Origin of the sequence: Pantoea sp. JK, from assembly GCF_026130245.1 — a bacterium.
Taxonomy (GTDB): domain Bacteria; phylum Pseudomonadota; class Gammaproteobacteria; order Enterobacterales; family Enterobacteriaceae; genus Pantoea; species Pantoea trifolii.
Window position 1 is genome coordinate 35789 of record NZ_JAINFN010000013.1, and the last position, 17766, is coordinate 53554.

The 17766-nt window shown below is 53.0% G+C and carries 20 protein-coding genes; 10 read left to right on the forward strand and 10 right to left on the reverse strand.

Translation table 11 applies throughout. The features are described 5' to 3' along the window. Positions 1-118 precede the first annotated feature (118 nt). The 3 genes from fpr (at position 119) to tpiA (ending at position 2450) form a co-directional block, all read left to right on the forward strand. A complete protein-coding gene (gene fpr, locus PanJK_RS22110) occupies positions 119-865 on the forward strand; it encodes a ferredoxin--NADP(+) reductase (RefSeq protein WP_265303016.1) in 747 nt (248 codons plus the stop codon). Positions 866-971: 106 nt separating this feature from the next. Beyond that, positions 972-1562, forward strand: coding sequence for a YiiQ family protein (locus PanJK_RS22115; RefSeq protein ID WP_265303017.1), 591 nt, complete (start codon positions 972-974; stop codon positions 1560-1562). 120 nt (positions 1563-1682) lie between these two features. Further along, positions 1683-2450 (forward strand): triose-phosphate isomerase, encoded by a 768-nt coding sequence (tpiA, locus tag PanJK_RS22120; protein WP_008109693.1) that lies wholly within the window; start codon positions 1683-1685, stop codon positions 2448-2450. A gap of 85 nt (positions 2451-2535) precedes the next feature. On the opposite strand, the gene PanJK_RS22125 is transcribed toward tpiA, so the two are convergent. The 5 genes from PanJK_RS22125 to cpxP all read right to left on the reverse strand — a co-directional run bounded on the left by PanJK_RS22125 (position 2536) and on the right by cpxP (position 7324). After that, the gene (locus PanJK_RS22125; RefSeq protein WP_265303020.1) at positions 2536-3294 is read right to left on the reverse strand and encodes a CDP-diacylglycerol diphosphatase; all 759 of its coding nucleotides are present in this window, start codon (positions 3292-3294) and stop codon (positions 2536-2538) included. Between the two features lie 107 nt (positions 3295-3401). After that, positions 3402-4391, reverse strand: a complete 990-nt coding sequence (locus tag PanJK_RS22130; protein ID WP_061720313.1) for a sulfate ABC transporter substrate-binding protein — start codon at positions 4389-4391, stop codon at positions 3402-3404. A gap of 143 nt (positions 4392-4534) precedes the next feature. Further along, complete coding sequence (gene pfkA, locus PanJK_RS22135; protein WP_007885343.1) at positions 4535-5497, reverse strand: 6-phosphofructokinase; 963 nt, start codon at positions 5495-5497, stop codon at positions 4535-4537. Between the two features lie 209 nt (positions 5498-5706). Next, positions 5707-6609 (reverse strand): CDF family cation-efflux transporter FieF, encoded by a 903-nt coding sequence (gene fieF, locus PanJK_RS22140; protein WP_008109699.1) that lies wholly within the window; start codon positions 6607-6609, stop codon positions 5707-5709. Between the two features lie 202 nt (positions 6610-6811). Beyond that, positions 6812-7324 carry a cell-envelope stress modulator CpxP gene (gene cpxP, locus PanJK_RS22145; protein ID WP_008109700.1) on the reverse strand — a complete coding sequence of 171 codons (513 nt, stop codon included), beginning with the start codon at positions 7322-7324 and terminating at the stop codon, positions 6812-6814. Between the two features lie 150 nt (positions 7325-7474). On the opposite strand from cpxP, the gene cpxR reads away from it, so the two are divergent. From cpxR to trmL, 3 genes are read left to right on the forward strand one after another with little or no spacing between them, the layout of a single operon-like run. Beyond that, entirely contained in the window at positions 7475-8173 is a 699-nt protein-coding gene (gene cpxR / locus PanJK_RS22150; RefSeq protein ID WP_007885339.1) for an envelope stress response regulator transcription factor CpxR, read from the forward strand. Next, entirely contained in the window at positions 8170-9546 is a 1377-nt protein-coding gene (gene cpxA / locus PanJK_RS22155) for an envelope stress sensor histidine kinase CpxA (protein WP_008109701.1), read from the forward strand. Before cpxR ends, cpxA begins: the two co-directional genes overlap by 4 nt. Positions 9547-9581: 35 nt before the next feature. Continuing rightward, positions 9582-10055, forward strand: a complete 474-nt coding sequence (trmL, locus tag PanJK_RS22160) for a tRNA (uridine(34)/cytosine(34)/5-carboxymethylaminomethyluridine(34)-2'-O)-methyltransferase TrmL (RefSeq protein WP_256697818.1) — start codon at positions 9582-9584, stop codon at positions 10053-10055. Here the strand turns inward: trmL and cysE are convergent. The 5 genes from cysE to PanJK_RS22185 all read right to left on the reverse strand — a co-directional run bounded on the left by cysE (position 10052) and on the right by PanJK_RS22185 (position 13165). Continuing rightward, a complete protein-coding gene (gene cysE / locus PanJK_RS22165; protein WP_008109705.1) occupies positions 10052-10867 on the reverse strand; it encodes a serine O-acetyltransferase in 816 nt (271 codons plus the stop codon). The genes trmL and cysE overlap by 4 nt on opposite strands. Before the next feature lie 69 nt (positions 10868-10936). Continuing rightward, on the reverse strand, positions 10937-11956 hold the full coding sequence (gene gpsA / locus PanJK_RS22170; protein WP_265303028.1) for an NAD(P)H-dependent glycerol-3-phosphate dehydrogenase: 1020 nt from the start codon (positions 11954-11956) through the stop codon (positions 10937-10939). Beyond that, complete coding sequence (gene secB / locus PanJK_RS22175; protein WP_007885330.1) at positions 11956-12420, reverse strand: protein-export chaperone SecB; 465 nt, start codon at positions 12418-12420, stop codon at positions 11956-11958. Before secB ends, gpsA begins: the two co-directional genes overlap by 1 nt. 40 nt (positions 12421-12460) lie before the next feature. Next, the gene (gene grxC, locus PanJK_RS22180) at positions 12461-12715 is read right to left on the reverse strand and encodes a glutaredoxin 3 (RefSeq protein WP_097095602.1); all 255 of its coding nucleotides are present in this window, start codon (positions 12713-12715) and stop codon (positions 12461-12463) included. Positions 12716-12733: 18 nt separating this feature from the next. Then, entirely contained in the window at positions 12734-13165 is a 432-nt protein-coding gene (locus PanJK_RS22185; RefSeq protein ID WP_008109709.1) for a rhodanese-like domain-containing protein, read from the reverse strand. A gap of 249 nt (positions 13166-13414) precedes the next feature. Between PanJK_RS22185 and envC the strand changes: the two genes are divergently transcribed. From envC to PanJK_RS22205, 4 genes are read left to right on the forward strand one after another with little or no spacing between them, the layout of a single operon-like run. Continuing rightward, a complete protein-coding gene (gene envC, locus PanJK_RS22190) occupies positions 13415-14716 on the forward strand; it encodes a murein hydrolase activator EnvC (protein ID WP_222186086.1) in 1302 nt (433 codons plus the stop codon). A gap of 3 nt (positions 14717-14719) precedes the next feature. Further along, positions 14720-15616 carry a divergent polysaccharide deacetylase family protein gene (locus tag PanJK_RS22195; RefSeq protein WP_265303033.1) on the forward strand — a complete coding sequence of 299 codons (897 nt, stop codon included), beginning with the start codon at positions 14720-14722 and terminating at the stop codon, positions 15614-15616. Between the two features lie 20 nt (positions 15617-15636). Further along, positions 15637-16857, forward strand: a complete 1221-nt coding sequence (locus tag PanJK_RS22200; protein WP_265303035.1) for a glycosyltransferase — start codon at positions 15637-15639, stop codon at positions 16855-16857. Next, positions 16850-17761, forward strand: a complete 912-nt coding sequence (locus PanJK_RS22205; protein WP_256697826.1) for a hypothetical protein — start codon at positions 16850-16852, stop codon at positions 17759-17761. Before PanJK_RS22200 ends, PanJK_RS22205 begins: the two co-directional genes overlap by 8 nt. Positions 17762-17766: the final 5 nt, after the last annotated feature.

Below are 17766 nucleotides of genomic sequence, written 5' to 3' on the forward strand. Positions count from 1 at the left end.
GCTGATCTGTGCGCTGCGTTTGTCGCTGAGAGCCCTTTGCTGGGGGCAAGGCTGGAAATTTGCCGGATGGATAACGATGATAATCATGTGCCTGAATATTCAACATTAAGGAGTTAGCATGGCTGAGTGGATCAATGCTGAAGTTAAAGAAGTAAAAAACTGGACCGATGCACTGTTCAGCCTGCGCGTCGAAGCACCGATTGATACCTTTGCGGCGGGACAGTTTGCCAAGCTGGCACTGGAAATTGACGGTGAGCGCGTGCAGCGCGCCTATTCATACGTCAACGCGCCGCAGGATCCGCTGCTGGAGTTTTATCTGGTCACGGTGCCGGAAGGTAAACTAAGTCCGCGTTTGCAGGCGTTGCAGCCCGGCGAGCAAGTAATGATCACCAAAGAGGCGGCGGGTTTCTTTGTGCTCGACGAAATTCCAGACTGCCAAACGCTGTGGATGCTGGCGACCGGCACGGCGATCGGCCCCTATTTATCGATTCTGCAACAGGGCGAAGATCTGGATCGTTTTGATAACATTGTGCTGGTACATGCCGCGCGTTTCGCCGATGACCTGAGCTTCCTGCCTTTAATGCAAGCACTGCAGCAGCGCTATCAGGGCAAATTGCACATTCAAACAGTAGTTAGCCGGGAAGAGATCGCCGGTTCGCTACACGGTCGCGTGCCGCAGCTGATTGAAGGTGGAGAACTGGAGCGAGCCGTCGGCTTGCCGCTGACGGCCGAAACCAGCCATGTGATGCTGTGCGGCAATCCACAGATGGTGCGCGATACCCAGCAGTTACTGAAAGAGACGCGTGAGATGCGTAAACATTTCAAACGTAAACCCGGCCATATGACCAGCGAACATTACTGGTAATCGGCGCGGCACAAAGAATGTAAGATTTTTCCCAGTGTGGGTTTTGACTTTGCCCGGTAAAAACCGTTCTAATCGTGGGCTAAGTGAATGATTTAGGGCCGAAGCAATGAACAACCTGCCAGTCGCGCTGCTGCTTGGCCTCGCACTGACATTTCCCGTCTGGGCGGAGGATGCCCCCGCGTTAGATCGTAGCGATCATCTGCCTGCTGCGCCCTATCTGCTCGCGGGTGCGCCAACGTTCGATATGACCGTTGCTCAATTCCGTGAGAAGTACAACGCGGCCAATCCCAATGAATTGCTGCAGGAATATCGCGCTATTGATAGTCGCGGCGATAAAAGCAATCTGACGCGTGCCGCCAGCAAAATCAGCGAAACGCTGTATGCCTCAACGGCGCTAGAGCAAGGCACCGGCAAAATCAAAACCCTGCAAATCACCTGGCTGCCGGTTCCCGGCCCCGATATGAAAGCCGCGCAGGCACGCGCCATGGATTATATGACCGCCCTGCTGCGCTTCTTCATCCCCGGCTTATCGCCCGAAGATGGGCGTAAAAAACTCGATTCCTTGCTGAGCGCCGGTAAAGGTGCACGCTATTTTGCCCGCACCGAAGGTGCCTTGCGTTTCGTGGTGGCAGATAACGGTGACAAGGGTTTGACCTTCGCCGTTGAGCCGATAAAACTGGCGCTCGCGACGCCCTGATCGCACCGGCAAAAATGACGAAAAGCAAAGCCAGCAACAAATTTGATCTCTATACTGTCTCGCAGACATCGCTGCCCGATGGCAGCGCTATTTCATGAATCGCGTTATGCGGAGGAAAGAATGCGACATCCACTGGTTATGGGTAACTGGAAACTGAACGGTAGCAAGCAGATCACCAAAGAGCTGATTGAAGGCCTGCGCAAAGAGCTGTCTGGCGTTGATGGTTGTGGCGTCGCGATTGCACCGCCAGCCATCTATCTGGACCTGGCGAAACACGCCATTTCCGGTAGCCACATTGCTCTGGGTGCTCAGAACGTTGACGTTAATCTGTCTGGCGCATTCACTGGCGAAACTTCCGCAGACATGTTGAAAGACGTTGGCGCGAAATACATCATCATCGGCCACTCTGAGCGCCGCACCTATCACAAAGAGAGCGACGAGTTCATCGCGAAGAAATTTGCCGTTGTGAAAGAAGCGGGCCTGGTGCCGGTTCTGTGCATCGGTGAAACTGACGCAGAAAACGAAGCGGGCAAAACGGAAGAGGTGTGCGCACGTCAGATCGACGCCGTGCTGGAAACTCAGGGCGCTGCAGCGTTCGAAGGCGCAGTGATCGCTTACGAGCCAGTTTGGGCGATCGGTACCGGCAAATCAGCCACTCCAGCGCAGGCTCAGGCGGTGCACAAATTCATTCGTGACCATATCGCGAAGAAAGATGCAGCTATCGCTCAGCAAGTGATCATTCAGTACGGCGGCTCGGTCAACGACAAAAACGCCGCTGAGCTGTTCACCCAGCCAGACATCGATGGCGCGCTGGTTGGCGGCGCTTCACTGAAAGCCGATGCATTTGCGGTGATCGTGAAAGCGGCAGCAGCAGCGAAAAACGCGTAAGTCAGCGTTTTCGATGCAGAAAAAGGCGGCTGATTAGCCGCCTTTTTTATTGGTCGCCATAAATGGCAACCCTACGAAAGATGGGTTATTGCGGCAATATGCTGCAGTTATGATCCTGCAGCTCTTCCGCCGAGCCGCTGTTTAATTTCAGCCAGTTACGCTCCAGCGCCAACAGCGCTAAACGGCCATCCGGCAATTGTGCCAGCGCCAACCCGTATTTCCCCATCTCGGTGCGCGCATGCGGCACTTCATCCGCCAGGTGGATAAACGCACTCTGCTGCGCCAGTTCTGCCGCAGAAATCGACCGCACCAGATAACGATGCTTACGCAGCATTTCACTGTGCCACTGCGCGTTTAGCCTCGGAGCCAGCGCGTCCAGCTGCTGACGCACATCTGGCCGCAGACAGGAAATATGAATATGCAGCTGATTCTGCGTACGCCCATATTGCGCATTGATGGCCAGCGACAGCGCGCTATCGGGAATCGGCGCGCCGTGCTTCTGCGCCAGCAATGTGCGTTGCTGCCAGGCTTCGGCAAACAGGTTCGGCGTTGCGGGTTCAAGAAGGATCGGACTTTCCATGCCGGTAATTTTTTCGATCGGTATCAGCAGATACTGTAACGGACCGTTGAGATCTTTCAGCGTGACGTAACCCTGCGCGCTGTTCACCTGCTGACATGGCGCGGGTTTGCCCGTCGCCGCCATGTTAGGCACGCACTTTTCGCTGATAATCTGCCACAAGACGTTGGAGTTTTTATGGAAATGGATGGCGCCGGCGATCAGTCCGACAATCAACAGCACCAATAATGCGGTAAGTAACTTCAGGGTACGACGACTGCCCTGCATAGCCCGATTCCTCTGTTCATCACCTGCCAGCATCCTCGCCTGGCAGGTGATGAAAGTCACGGACTAAAACAAAACGGCCAGCATTCTCGCTGGCCGTTTTTTATGCGTTATGGCTTCATCACCTGGTCGTAGCTGCCGCCATCGGCGAAGTGGGTTTTCTGGGCTTGCGTCCAGCCACCAAATTTGCTGTCGATAGTGAACAGTTTTACCGGGGCGAATTTATTGGCAAATTTCTTCGCAACGGCTTCATCACGTGGACGGTAGAAATTCTCCGCCGCGATGGTCTGGCCTTCCGGCGAGTAGAGATACTTGAGGTAATCTTCGGCCACTTTACGGGTGCCCTGCTCGTCGACCACTTTATCCACCACTGAAACCGTTGGCTCGGCCAAAATCGATTCGCTTGGGGTGACGATTTCAAACTTGTCTTTACCCAGCTTATCCACCGCCAGATAGGCTTCGTTTTCCCACGCAATCAGCACATCGCCAATGCCACGTTCAACGAAGGTGTTAGTCGCACCACGTGCACCCGAATCCTGTACTTCGACGTTCTTAAACAGCGATTTGACGTAAGCCAGCGCTTTGGCCTGATCGCCATGGTTCTGATCCAGCGCCCAACCCCATGCAGCCAGATAGTTCCAGCGCGCACCGCCCGACGTTTTCGGGTTTGGTGTGATGACGGAAACGCCCGGTTTAATCAGATCCGGCCAATCATGAATGCCTTTCGGGTTGCCTTTACGCACCAGGAACACGATGGTCGAGGTGTAAGGCGCGGAGTTGTCCGGCAGGCGTTTAATCCAGTCTTTATTAATACGACCACGGTCAGCAATAGCATCGACATCAGATTGCAGCGCCAGCGTAACCACATCAGCACGGATGCCATTGATCACTGAGGTCGCTTGTTTACCGGAACCGCCGTGCGACTGGCGAATCACCACGTTGTCGCCGGTCTCCTGCTTGTAATGCGCGCTAAACGCTTTGTTGTACTGCTCGTACAGCTCACGGGTTGGATCGTAAGAGACGTTTAACAGCTGAATATCCTTTGCCAGAACACTGGTTGAAGCCAGTAACAGGGTGACACCAATACTCCACTTATTCATTGCTTGCTCTCCCGAGGTCGTTATAGAACAAGACTGACACAAACTTATCCATGGATTAAAGAATTAAAAATAAGCTGTTATAACTGGAGGGAATATGAGCAGGTATAAAAAAGGCGCGAGTTGCGTCGCGCCTTGACAGGGAATTAGTAAAGTTTTTTGGCGGTATCCAGCCAGTCGCGTTTGAACGGACGCTTCATATTTTCAATCGCGTCGATGATGTCGTGATGCACCATCTTCTCGTTCTGAATGCCGACGCAGCGGCCGCCATAACCTTGCAGTAGCAGCTCGATGGAGTAAGAACCCATGCGCGATGCCAGGATGCGGTCATAGGCACAAGGTGCACCGCCACGCTGAATGTGACCGAGAACGGTGGCGCGGGTTTCGCGTTTGGTTTCAGCTTCGATGAAGTGCGCCAGATCGTCGATATCGCAGATGTGCTCGGTAATCGCCACGATGGCGTGTTTTTTGCCTTTGGCGATGCCCGCTTTGATCTCTGAAACCAGCTCTTCGCGGGTATAGGGGATTTCAGGCAGCACGATGAACTCACAACCGCCGGCAATCGCTGCCGCCAGGGTTAAATCGCCGCAGTAACGGCCCATCACTTCAACGATGGAGATGCGCTGGTGGGAAGAGGAGGTGTCGCGCAGGCGGTCAATCGCTTCAACCACGGTTTCCAATGCAGTGAAGTATCCGATGGTGTAATCGGTGCCTGCTACGTCGTTATCGATGGTGCCCGGCAAGCCGATGCACGGGAAGCCCATTTCGGTCAGGCGCTTCGCACCCATGTAGGAACCATCACCGCCGATAACGACCAACGCATCAATGCCGCGCTTTTTCATGTTATCAATCGCGGTCTGGCGCACTTCATCGTTGCGGAATTCTGGGAAGCGTGCGGAACCGAGGAAGGTGCCGCCACGGTTGATCATGTCTGACACGCTGTAGCGGTCGAGGTTGATCATGCGATCTTCGTACAATCCCAGATAGCCGTCGTAAATACCAAAAACTTCCAGTCCTTCACTCAGCGCGGAACGTACAACTCCGCGAATGGCTGCGTTCATGCCTGGGGCGTCGCCGCCGCTGGTCAGTACTCCGATTTTTTTGATCATGACAACCTCTGGATTGTTCAAAAACTAAGGATTATTCCTGCCATGTGTCCGGCGTGGACCAGCTCGCGATCGCATGGCTTAATAGTTGCAAAATAGTATATCAAACGCTTGATGCTGAATTGATTCAGGTCAGACAAGTTTTCGCTAATTTTTTACAGAGTTGTTAGCGTTACGTCATTTTTTTTGTGTAATTGCATGATTTTAAATCGCTAACCTTGAAAAAAACCGTGCTGATTGCTCGGCACAACAGAGCAAGGATCTTGATGGATGATCACGTCTGAGCCGGGAAACTTCTTCAGTAATGCCTGCTCAATTTGATCGGCCACCTGATGCGCCTGCACCAGCGGCAACTGATCTTCCATCTCAAGATGCAGTTGGATAAAACGCGTCGGGCCCGATTGCCGCGTGCGCAGTGCATGTGCGCCACGTACGCCTGGCCAGTTGGTCACCACGTTAATGATCTCCTGCGTTTCATGCTCGGGCAGTACGCGGTCTAGCAGCGCCTGTACCGCGTCATAGCCCATCCGCAAGGCGTTATAGAGAATGTAAACACCGATGCCGAGCGCGAACAATGCATCCGCCCGTACAAAACCATAGCTGCTCAAACCAAGGGCGACCAATATTGCGCCGTTCATCACCACATCAGATTGATAGTGCAGCATGTCTGCGCGAATCGCCTGGCTGCGCGTGCGACGCACCACCCAGCGCTGGAAGGCAACCAATGTCAGGGTTGAAAACAGCGCAATCACCGTCACCACAATGCCCACCAGCGGCGCATGTAAGGTTTCTGGCGATGCCAGATGCTGAATACCGGTGAGAAACAGAAACAGCGCCGAGCCGGAGATAAACATGCTCTGCGCCAGCGCGGCCAATGATTCGGCTTTACCATGGCCGAAGGTGTGATCGTCATCGGCCGGCTGTAATGAATAGCGCACCACCAGCAAGTTGGTGAGAGAAGCGGCGATATCCACCAATGAATCCACTAAGGCCGCCAACATGCTGACTGAACCGGTATGCCACCAGGCGAAAATTTTAACGATTAACAGCAGCGTCGCCAGCGTAGTCGCCGCTAACGCCGCCCGATTGACTAACTTTGCATAGGAAGAATCCATGCTATGCCTCGCCGGGTCGCACGCTTCATCGGTGCGGCCTTTAGGTCTCAAGATGGCTAAAGTTTATCATCGGCAGAAGTGTGCTGCGTGATTGAATTTTAAGACAATGATGTTAGAGAGAAATGACAAGCAAAAAAAACCCCCGCATCATGCGGGGGAAGACAGGGATGGTGTCTATGGCAAGGAAAACAGGGATACTATGTTACTGGTTACTGCTGGTACTACTCACTGCTTGCAGCGGTGATGATGGCTGCAATCCTGAGAGCCGACGAACTTCAGCCAATCGTCGCTCATAATTTTTCTGCAATGTCGCTTGCTGTGCAGGCGTTAACAGGTGGTACATCTGATTACGAACCCGAGCCATTTCGACTTGCTGTTCTATCGCTGCGCGGGCTTGTTTCTCTGCCTGCTGTCGAATAGCCGATTCGTTAAATTTGTCTGCAATGACAAGGTCATGCATAGTTTCTATATCTTGAACGCTGATTGTTGGGCGTTCGTGTCGCGCTTGCTGCATCAGGTCTCGCATCTGTTGCCGCTGTTGTTCAGTCAGCTCAATGCCATCGAACATGTAGCTTTGCGGATTTTGCGTCATACTGCCTGTCGTCAATCCGCTGTTCGGATGCATCTCGTCAATCGTCGTCGTGTCTGCTGCTTCGGCGCTGGCGTGACTGAGAACCATCGCTGAGGCAATGACGACGGCGGTTAAGTAGCGCATCGTTAACTCCCAGTTCGTTCCGTTTTGCGATTCAACGAGAGCCAGTGTACGGCGGTGGCTGCAAACATCCGTCAGGGGGTGTAAAACTACGTAAAGCGTTGGATTGCAAGTCAAGGAACACGGTATTTTGCCTGCGGAGGGCAATAAAAAATGAATAAAATCCTGTTGGTTGATGACGACCGCGAATTAACTTCGCTGCTTAAAGAACTGCTTGAGATGGAAGGTTTTGAAGTCATTGTGGCAAGCGATGGTGAGCAGGCGCTTAACCTGCTAGACAACACCGTGGACTTGTTATTGCTTGATGTCATGATGCCGAAGAAGAACGGTATCGACACATTGAAAGAACTACGCCAACAGCACCAAACTCCGGTCATTATGCTGACTGCACGTGGCAGCGAACTGGACCGTGTTCTGGGCCTTGAACTGGGCGCAGATGACTATCTGCCTAAACCGTTTAACGATCGTGAACTGGTGGCGCGTATCCGTGCCATTTTGCGTCGTTCAAACTGGAGCGAGCAGCAACAGCAGCATGATAACAGCTCACCGACGCTGGAAGTCGACTGCCTGCGCCTGAATCCAGGTCGCCAGGAAGCCAGCTTTGATAGCGAAACCTTGGATCTCACCGGCACCGAGTTCACTCTGCTCTATTTGCTGGCACAGCATCTGGGTCAGGTGGTATCGCGTGAGCACCTGAGTCAGGAAGTGTTGGGCAAACGTCTGACACCGTTTGACCGCGCTATCGATATGCACATTTCTAATCTGCGCCGTAAATTGCCGGAACGTCGTGATGGTCATCCGTGGTTTAAAACCCTGCGCGGACGCGGCTATCTGATGGTTTCGGCATCATGATTGGAAGTTTAACCACCCGCATCTTCGCCATCTTCTGGCTCACGCTAGCGTTGGTGTTGATGCTGGTTTTGATGGTGCCCAAACTCGATTCGCGCCAGATGACCGCATTACTGGAAAGCGAGCAGCGTCAGGGCACCATGATTGAACAGCATGTTGAAGCGGAGCTGTCTCAGGATCCGCCAAACGACTTAATGTGGTGGCGTCGCTTGTTCCGCTCCATCGACAAATGGGCGCCGCCTGGACAGCGCTTGTTATTGGTGACCAGCGAAGGCCGGGTGATTGGCGCGCAGCACAATGAAATGCAGATCATCCGCAACTTTATTGGGCAGTCGGATAACGCCGACCACCCACAAAAGAAAAAGTATGGTCGCGTTGAAATGGTTGGGCCTTTCGCGGTGCGCGATGGCGAAGACAACTATCAGCTCTACCTGATTCGTCCTGCCACCAGCTCACAGCTGGATTTCGTCAATCTGCTGTTTGACCGCCCGCTACTGCTGCTGATTGTCACCATGCTGATCAGTTCACCGCTGCTGCTGTGGCTGGCGTGGAGCCTGGCGCGTCCCGCCCGCAAACTTAAATATGCGGCGGATGAAGTGGCAAGCGGCAATTTGCGTCAGCATCCGGAACTGGAATCGGGGCCACAAGAGTTTCTGGCAGCGGGTTCGAGTTTCAACCAAATGGTTAGCGCACTCGAACGCATGATGACGGCGCAACAGCGTTTGCTATCGGATATCAGCCATGAACTGCGTACGCCGTTGACTCGCTTGCAGCTGGCAACCGCGTTACTGCGTCGCCGTAACGGGGAAGGCAAAGAGCTGCAGCGCATCGAAACGGAAGCGCAGCGTCTTGATGGCATGATTAACGATTTGCTGGTGCTGTCGCGTACGCAACACAATAATGCACTGGTTAGCGAGGCAATGAAGGCCAACCAGCTGTGGAACGGCGTGCTGGAAGATGCCAAATTTGAAGCCGAGCAGATGGGCAAACTAATGGAAGTGCCCTATCCGCCTGGCCCGTGGCCGCTGTACGGTAATCCACATGCGCTGGAGAGTGCGCTGGAGAATATCGTGCGTAATGCGCTGCGCTATTCGAATTCGCATATCAGCGTCAGCTTCTCGGTGGATATCGAAGGCATCACCATCCACGTCGATGATGATGGTCCGGGCGTCAGCCCAGAAGATCGCGAGCAGATTTTCCGTCCGTTCTACCGCACCGATGAGGCGCGCGATCGTGAATCAGGCGGCACCGGATTGGGCCTGGCGATCGTCGAAACGGCCATCCAGCAGCATCGCGGTTGGGTCAAAGCCGATGACAGTCCGCTCGGCGGTTTACGCCTCACGCTGTGGCTGCCGCTGTACTCCGCCCGTCAATAATTTGTTATGCTTCGGCCCTCGTTTCTGGGGGCCTTATGCTAAACATTGTCTTATTTGAACCTGAAATTCCGCCAAATACCGGCAACATCATTCGCTTGTGCGCAAATACCGGTTTCCAGTTACACCTGATTGAACCGCTGGGCTTTGCCTGGGATGATAAGCGCCTGCGCCGCGCCGGGCTGGATTACCACGAATATACCGCCTTAAAAAAACACGCCAATTACGCGGCATTTCTGGCGACGGAAGCGCCTCAGCGCATGTTCGCCCTCACCACCAAAGGAACGCCTGCGCACAGCGCGGTGAGCTATCAAAAGGGTGATTATTTGGTGTTTGGTCCGGAGAGTCGCGGTTTACCCGCAGAAATCCTCAACGCACTACCCGCTGAGCAGAAAATCCGTATTCCGATGATGGCGGAAAGCCGCAGCATGAATCTGTCTAATGCGGTATCTGTGGTGGTGTATGAAGCGTGGCGCCAGCTCGATTATGCTGGCGCACTGATCAAAGGCTAAATGCCGTCGCCGTACTCAAAGCCCGCGCCGTTGAAGTGCTGATCCATATCCATCGACGGTTTATCGCTGGTCGGTTTACCGACAATGCGCGCAGGCACGCCGGCCGCCGTGGTATGCGGCGGTACGGGCTGCAGGACAACGGAACCGGCACCGATTTTCGCACCGCGTCCTACTTCAATGTTGCCCAGAATCTTGGCACCCGCGCCAATCATTACACCTTCACGGATTTTCGGATGGCGATCGCCGCTGGTTTTACCGGTACCGCCGAGCGTCACCGATTGCAGGATTGAAACGTCATTTTCGATGATGGCTGTTTCGCCGATAACAATGCCGGTGGCGTGGTCAAGCATGATGCCGCGACCAATGCGCGCCGCCGGGTGAATATCCACGGCAAACGAGACGGAAATTTCGTTCTGCAGATAAACCGCCAGTGCGCGGCGACCTTCTCTCCATAACCAGTTGCCAATGCGATAGGCCTGTAAGGCGTGGAAACCTTTGAGATAGAGCAGCGGCGTGGAGTATTTATCAACAGCGGGATCGCGCTGACGCACAGCCTGAATATCGTAGGCCGCGGAGACAATCATCTCTGGGTCTTCACGATAGGCTTCTTCCACGATTTCGCGAATAGCGATAGCGGGCATGATCGGGTTCGCCAGCTTGTTGGCGAGCATATAGCTGAGCGCACTGCCGAGGTTTTCGTGTTTAAGCAATGTCGCATGGTAAAAGCTGGCCAGCATCGGTTCACAGTCGGCCAGTGCTCTGGCTTCGGCTTTGATATGGTTCCAGACCAGTTCTAACTCTTCAGACGACATTGCTGTTTGCTCCCGATAAAAAAAGCGCCTGATGGGGCGCTACAGGTGGTGACGCTGGCGCATCCTGCTTCAGCTTTGGCTGTTTTCGTCCTTCCTTGCACGGCCAAGTAAGGTCAATGCTGCCTCTCGCGCTGATTTTCCGCAATAGAGCACCTGATAAATCTGCTCAGTAATCGGCATTTCTACGCCGACACGCGCGGCCAATGCTTTGACTTCTTTAGTGTTTCTGTAGCCTTCTACAACTTGTCCGATAATGCGTTGCGCATCGTCTACGCTCTCACCTTGCCCCAGCATCATGCCGAAACGACGGTTGCGCGACTGATTATCGGTACAGGTCAGCACCAAATCGCCTAAACCGGCCATGCCCATAAAGGTGGTGGCATCGGCACCCAGCGCTGCGCCGAGACGGCTCATTTCCGTCAGACCACGGGTGATTAAGGCAGTACGCGCGTTGGCACCAAAGCCGATGCCGTCAGAAATCCCCGCACCAATCGCTATCACGTTCTTCACCGCGCCGCCTAACTGCACGCCGATGAAATCCTGATTGTTATAGACGCGGAAACTTTTACCACAGTGCAGCTTCTGCTGCAGGTCGTTAGCGAACTCCGCATCAGTCGATGCCAGTGCGATGGCCGTAGGCATGCCAGCAGCCAGCTCTTTGGCAAAGGTTGGTCCGGAAATCACCGCTAGCGGAATGGCATCGCCGAGGATTTCACGCGCCACATCCTGCAGCAAACGGCCGGTCTCCTTTTCCAGTCCTTTGGTCGCCCAGACAATCCGTGAATCGGCACGCAAATGCGGCTTAAGCTGCGTCAGCACGTCGCCAAATACATGGCTCGGCACCACGACCAGCAGATCGCGACTGGCGTTAACCACGGTAGCCAGATCGGCTTCAGGAACGAGATTATCAGGGAAAGGAACATCGGGCAGGAAAGCGGTATTGCAGCGGTCAGCTTGCAGCTGCGCCACGCTTTGAGGATTGTGGCCCCAGAGCAGAACCGGATGGCCATTACGGGCCAGCGTGATGGCCAATGCGGTGCCGTACGAGCCGGCACCGATGACGCTAATTGAAGCATTGAGTGTAGTCATCAGGCATCCTGATGTGGCGCTTCGCCTTCACCTTGCTGCTGCAGATAGTTCATAAACAGCGCATCAAAGTTAACTGGCGCCAGGTTGAGCTGCGGGAAAGTACCACGAGACACAAGGCTGGTTACGCATTCGCGTGCATACGGGAAAAGAATGTTCGGGCAGTAAGCACCGAGGCAATGTGCCATCTGCGTGCCTTCGATACCGCTAATGGTGAAAATACCCGCCTGCTGAACTTCGCACAGGAATGCGGTCTCTTCGCCAACGGTTGCGGTTACGGTAACACGCAGAACGACTTCAAAAACGCCATCAGCCAGCTGAGAAGAGGCGGTGTCCAGGTCCAGCTTCACTTCCGGTTCCCACTCTTTCTGGAAAACCTGCGGTGCGTTTGGCGCTTCGTAAGAAACATCTTTGGTGTAAACACGTTGAATCTGGAACTGCATTTCGCTGTTGCTTTGCTCTGACATGTGTCTAAATCCTGTGAGTTAAAATTGTCTGACCGAAAAGTTATGCCTGGAGTAAAGGATCAAGTCCCTGACGCCCATCCAGCGCGTAAAGATCGTCACAGCCGCCAATGTGCTGCGCATCAATAAAAATTTGTGGCACCGTCGTGCGACCGCTGCGTTGAATCATCTCTTCACGTTTCGCCGCGTTCCCGTCAATGGGAATCTCCTGGTACGACACGCCTTTCTGATCCAACAACGCCTTTGCACGGTGGCAATAAGGACAAGTGACTTTGGTGTAGATCTCTACATTTGCCATACGGTTACCTCGAAGAAGTTATTTACCGCGCACCAGTGGCAGGTTTTCACCACTCCAGCCGCTCACGCCATCTTTCAGTACGGAGACTTTCTCGAAGCCCGCTGCGCTCAATTTCGCCGCAGATTCGCCCGCACTTTGACCGGTCGCGCAAACTACAATTATGTGCTGTGACTTGTGCTTTTCCAGCTCGCCAAAGCTCTCTTTTTTGATGTCTGCTGCCGCTACGTTGATAGCCCCAGAAATGTGTCCTTTGCGGTAATCGTCACGTGAACGAACGTCTACCACCACCGCGTCCTCTTTGTTAATCAGGTGGGTTGCTTCACCACGGCTGATGGTTTTTACTTTAGAGAACATACCTTTAACGGTGGTCACAATCACGAGAACGAGTAAAGCAACCCATGCCAGACTGAGGATGGGGTGATTGCTTGCAAACTGCATAATTTCTTGCATGAGGGGTAACGACTCCAAACCGGGCTGATAAGCTAAAACAAGGGTTCTGAGTATACCTGCGCCACTTCGCATGTACAGTCGCTAAGGGGACAGAGTTACGATTTGTGCGTCATTTTCCAAAAAAAGTGTTCTAATCCCAAAATTAAGACAAAGTTTATGCCGGTAAGCTCGGTACAGACATTTTTAGCAAAGTAAAACCCGGCCGGGCTAACTGGTAAGCGGCTGTTCATCGTGGAATAATTATCGACTATGAAGGGAAAAGCGACCGTTACACACACAAGGACCCGTCACAACGGCACTGCGCTTCCGTTGTCATTCCGCTGGTCCGAAATCTCCCTGAGTCTGCTTCTGGCAGGCACATTATTACTTCCTGCTGCCGCTCGCAGTGCGGATGACAGTAAAACGCAGTTGAAGTCCATTCAGCAGGATATCGCCGAGAAAGAGAAAAGCGTTAAAGCACAGAAAGTGCAGCGCAGTAAGCTGTTGGATCAACTGCAGAGTCAGGAAAAAGTGATTGCGCAGGCCAGCCGTCAGCTGCGCGAAACGCGTAACAGCCTCAGCACGCTCGAAGGTGAAATCGCGCAGGTCACCTCCTCTATTTCGCGGCTGGAAAAGCAGCAAGCGCAGCAGGAAAAACTGCTGGCACAACAGCTTGATGCCGCCTTTCGTCAGGGACAGCATAATGGTCTACAGTTGCTGCTTGGTGGCGAAGAAGCCCAGCGCAGTGAGCGTATTCTTGCCTATTTCGGCTATCTCAACGCCGCACGCCAGAAAAACATCGACGATCTCAAGCAAACCCAACAGCAATTAGCGGAACAGCGCCAATCATTGCAGGGTAAACAGGATCAGCAAAAATCGTTGTTAGCTCAGCAGCAGACGCAGCAAAACAAGCTGGAAGCAGCTAGCGCGGCGCGTAAGAAAACGCTCACCGCACTGGAAAGCTCGCTGGAGAAAGATCAGGCTGACCTGGTTGAGATGCGTGAGAACGAAAGCCGATTGCAGAGCAAAATCGCCAAGGCTGAGCGTGAAGCGCGTGAACGTGCCGAACGGGAAGCGCGCGAGGCGGAAAAAGTGCGTCAACGTCAGGCACAGGCGAAAGCCAAAGGATCAAGCTATCAGCCAACGCAGAGTGAGCGTGAGCTGATGGCGCGTACCGGCGGATTAGGCAAGCCCGGCGGGCAAGCGGTTTGGCCGGTACGTGGACGCATTGAACATCGCTTCGGTGAATCGATGCAGGGCGAATTGCGCTGGAAAGGTCTGGTGGTTGATGCGCCAGAAGGCACTGAAGTGAAAGCCATCGCAGATGGACGCGTACTGATGGCCGACTGGCTACAAGGCTATGGTCTGGTTGTGGTTCTGGAACACGGTAAAGGTGATATGAGCCTTTATGGCTACAACCAAAGCGCACTGGTGAGCGTGGGTGCTCAGGTGAAGGCAGGACAGCCTATCGCCCTTGTGGGCACCAGCGGCGGCCGCGGCACGCCTTCGCTCTACTTTGAAATCCGACGCCAGGGACAGGCCGTCAATCCACTACCGTGGTTAGGAAGATAAGTTTTGTTTCAACCCTCTAAGCTCTCGGCCGCCCTGTGCGGCCTGTTTCTATCACTTTCCGCCCATGCGGGAAAACTCTCCATCGTGATCGACGACTTCGGTTATCGGCCAAAAGAAGAGAATAAAGTGCTGCAGATGCCTACTGCGATTTCCATTGCGGTCCTGCCGAATGCGCCACATGCACGTGAGATGGCGACGAAAGCGCATCAGGGCGGTCGCGAAGTGCTGATTCACCTGCCGATGGCACCGCTCAGCAAACAGCCGCTGGAGAAAGACACGCTAACGCCAGAGATGAGCAGCACGGAAATCGAGCGGATTATTCGTGAAGCCAGTGGCAAAGTGCCTTACGCCGTCGGCCTGAATAACCATATGGGCAGCAAAATGACATCCAGCCTGCCCGGCATGCAGAAAGTGATGCAGGTGCTCAATCACTACAACTACTACTTTCTCGATAGCATGACGATTGGCAACAGTCAGTCGATCCCGGCCGCGCAAGGCACCAACGTTAAAGTACTGAAACGTCGCGTGTTCCTTGATGATAGCCAGGATGAAGCTTCAATTCGCATACAGTTTACCCGCGCGGTGAAACTGGCGCAGCGCGATGGTTATGCCATCGCCATTGGCCATCCGCATCCCACGACGGTGCGCGTCCTGCAGCAGATGCTGCCGACATTACCCGCCGATATCACGTTAGTGCGGCCAAGCCAGTTACTGAATGAGCCGCTGCATCAGGGCACGACTCCGCCGCCATCCAAAACGCAGCCTCAACGCTTCCGCGCGCCAGGCGTATGTAAACCGAACAAACCGTTAGCGCCAGTGCCGCAGAGCCACGCCGTTGAGTTGATCAGTGAAAGCATTGTGCAAAGCCCATTGGTTCAGTCAATAAAGCAGCTCTTCTGAGATCGGGAAAAGGAAATTCAATGAGAAGAAAAATTCTGCTATTGGATACCGGCCGCGAATGGGGCGGCGGTACCAACAGTATGCTCGAGTTGCTCAAGCGCATTGATCGACAGAAATTTGATATTACCTGCTGCTTCTATAACAACTATTCTCGCGGCAACAGTGAAACCATTGAGTCAATTCTCAATTCGATTGGCATTCCGGTGGTTTTTATCGCCCAGCGTCGTCAGCCGAAATGGGCGAAAATCGCTAAAGAGCTGTTACGCACGCTATTCATTTTTAACCGTTCGCTTAAGAAGCAGATGATTGGTCGGGTTGATGAAAAATGGCGTGTGTTGCCAAACGCAAAACAGATTTCATCAATTTTGCATGCAGGGCAATATGACGCGCTGTATATGAATAATCAGCCCAGCACCAATGTTGAAGGCTATCGCGCTGTTCAGGGTATGCCGGTTGCGCTAATTCAACACTGCCGCATTGAGCCGCAAATGAACTCTGCGCTGGTCGAGATGGTTAATGAACGTGTTGATGCCGTTATCGCGGTTTCGCATGGCGTAAACCAGACGCTGCGCCAGAGCGGGGTTGATGCGCAGCGTTGCTTTACTGTTTCAAACGCCATCGATATCCATCAGGCATTACCGGATCACGAGAAAGTGCGCGAGCGCTTTGCTTATTCGCCTGATACTTTTATTTTTGGCTCGATCGGATCCCTTATTACACGTAAAGCGAATCATCATATTTTCCAGGCGCTAGGCCAATTTAAACGCATGCATCCTGAAGCTAAATGGAAAATGGTGGTGGTGGGTTCCGGGCCGGAACATGAAAATCTGGTTCAGCTGGCACTTAAAGAAAACATTGAAACGAATGTTGTTTTTACCGGTTTTCAAAACAACCCGCTGGATTACCTCGCAGCGTTTGATGCCTTTATTCTCGCCTCGCGCAGTGAAGGCTTACCGCGCGTAGTGCTGGAAGCCATGCTGGTGAAAACGGCCGTTATTGGTTCGAATGTCGTGGGCACCTCAGAGTTAATTAACCACAATGAGACTGGATTAATTTTTGAATATGGCGATGTTAAGCAATTAAGTGCTCATCTTACCGCCTTATGCCAAGATGCAAGCTTGCGCCAGCGACTGATTAGTACTGCGGAATTACGCGTGCGTGAATGCTACGCGATTGAACACTATGTCGCGGGGGTTGAAATGATATTGGATAAAAGTATTGAAAGGAAAACGGATGTTTGATTTTTTAAACAAAAATCGTCGGCATATTCGTGGGCGTCATAATATCCCCTATTCGCAAAGCAGTACGCAGGGCGATGTTCCGGTTACCTCTGTTGTCATACCTTGTACCGGTGCTGACTATGTTGAAGAAGCGTTATTAAGCGCCGAGTTTGCCAGTCGGTTTGCGCCCGAAATGAAAGAGATTGTTATCGTTAGCGATCAGCCTGTGCAGGTTTTTGGCAAACTTCCACACAATAGTCGTGTGGTAACGTTAGATGTTCCTCATCGTGAAGAGAGCTATCGTTACAAGCAAATCTACCGCAGCCGTTTAATTAAAATTCAGGCGCCTTTACAAGCAAAAGGTAACGGTATTTTAATGATTGATTCGGATCTGAATTTGCTTAAATCCCCCGATATTCGCATGCATGCAGGTCACCTTTATTCTAGTTTCCGTAACGGAAAAATGATCGCCAAGCTGGAGGGTGCAGAAAAACATGCCATTCCCGCCTATTACCGGCCGTCAATAAGACCTTATTTTGAAGACCACGTTAATGGCGCCTATTTGGCGGCAACCCGACAAACCTGGAAACGCATTTGTCCACTATGGTTAACGCTATTTCAGGACACCTGGGAATTAATGAACGATAGTCAACCGCCGACAGATCAGCTTCCTCTTGCCGCCTTATTGGATATGCTGGATCTACGCACAGTTAATTTAGGTGAATGGGCGAATTGGCCTGTGTCAAAAAAGATTGGTGGCACCCCGGCGACAATCCCCGCAGAAGTCATTGGCGCGCACGGTGGTTTTCCATTGAGTGAATGGCAAAAGTATTTACATGATCCCACTCAGCCTCTCACTTTTAGAGGCCAGGATTATACGCGCAAAGTACGTTATCTGACGGATGCGGAAAAACAGCAGTCCTGAAATTC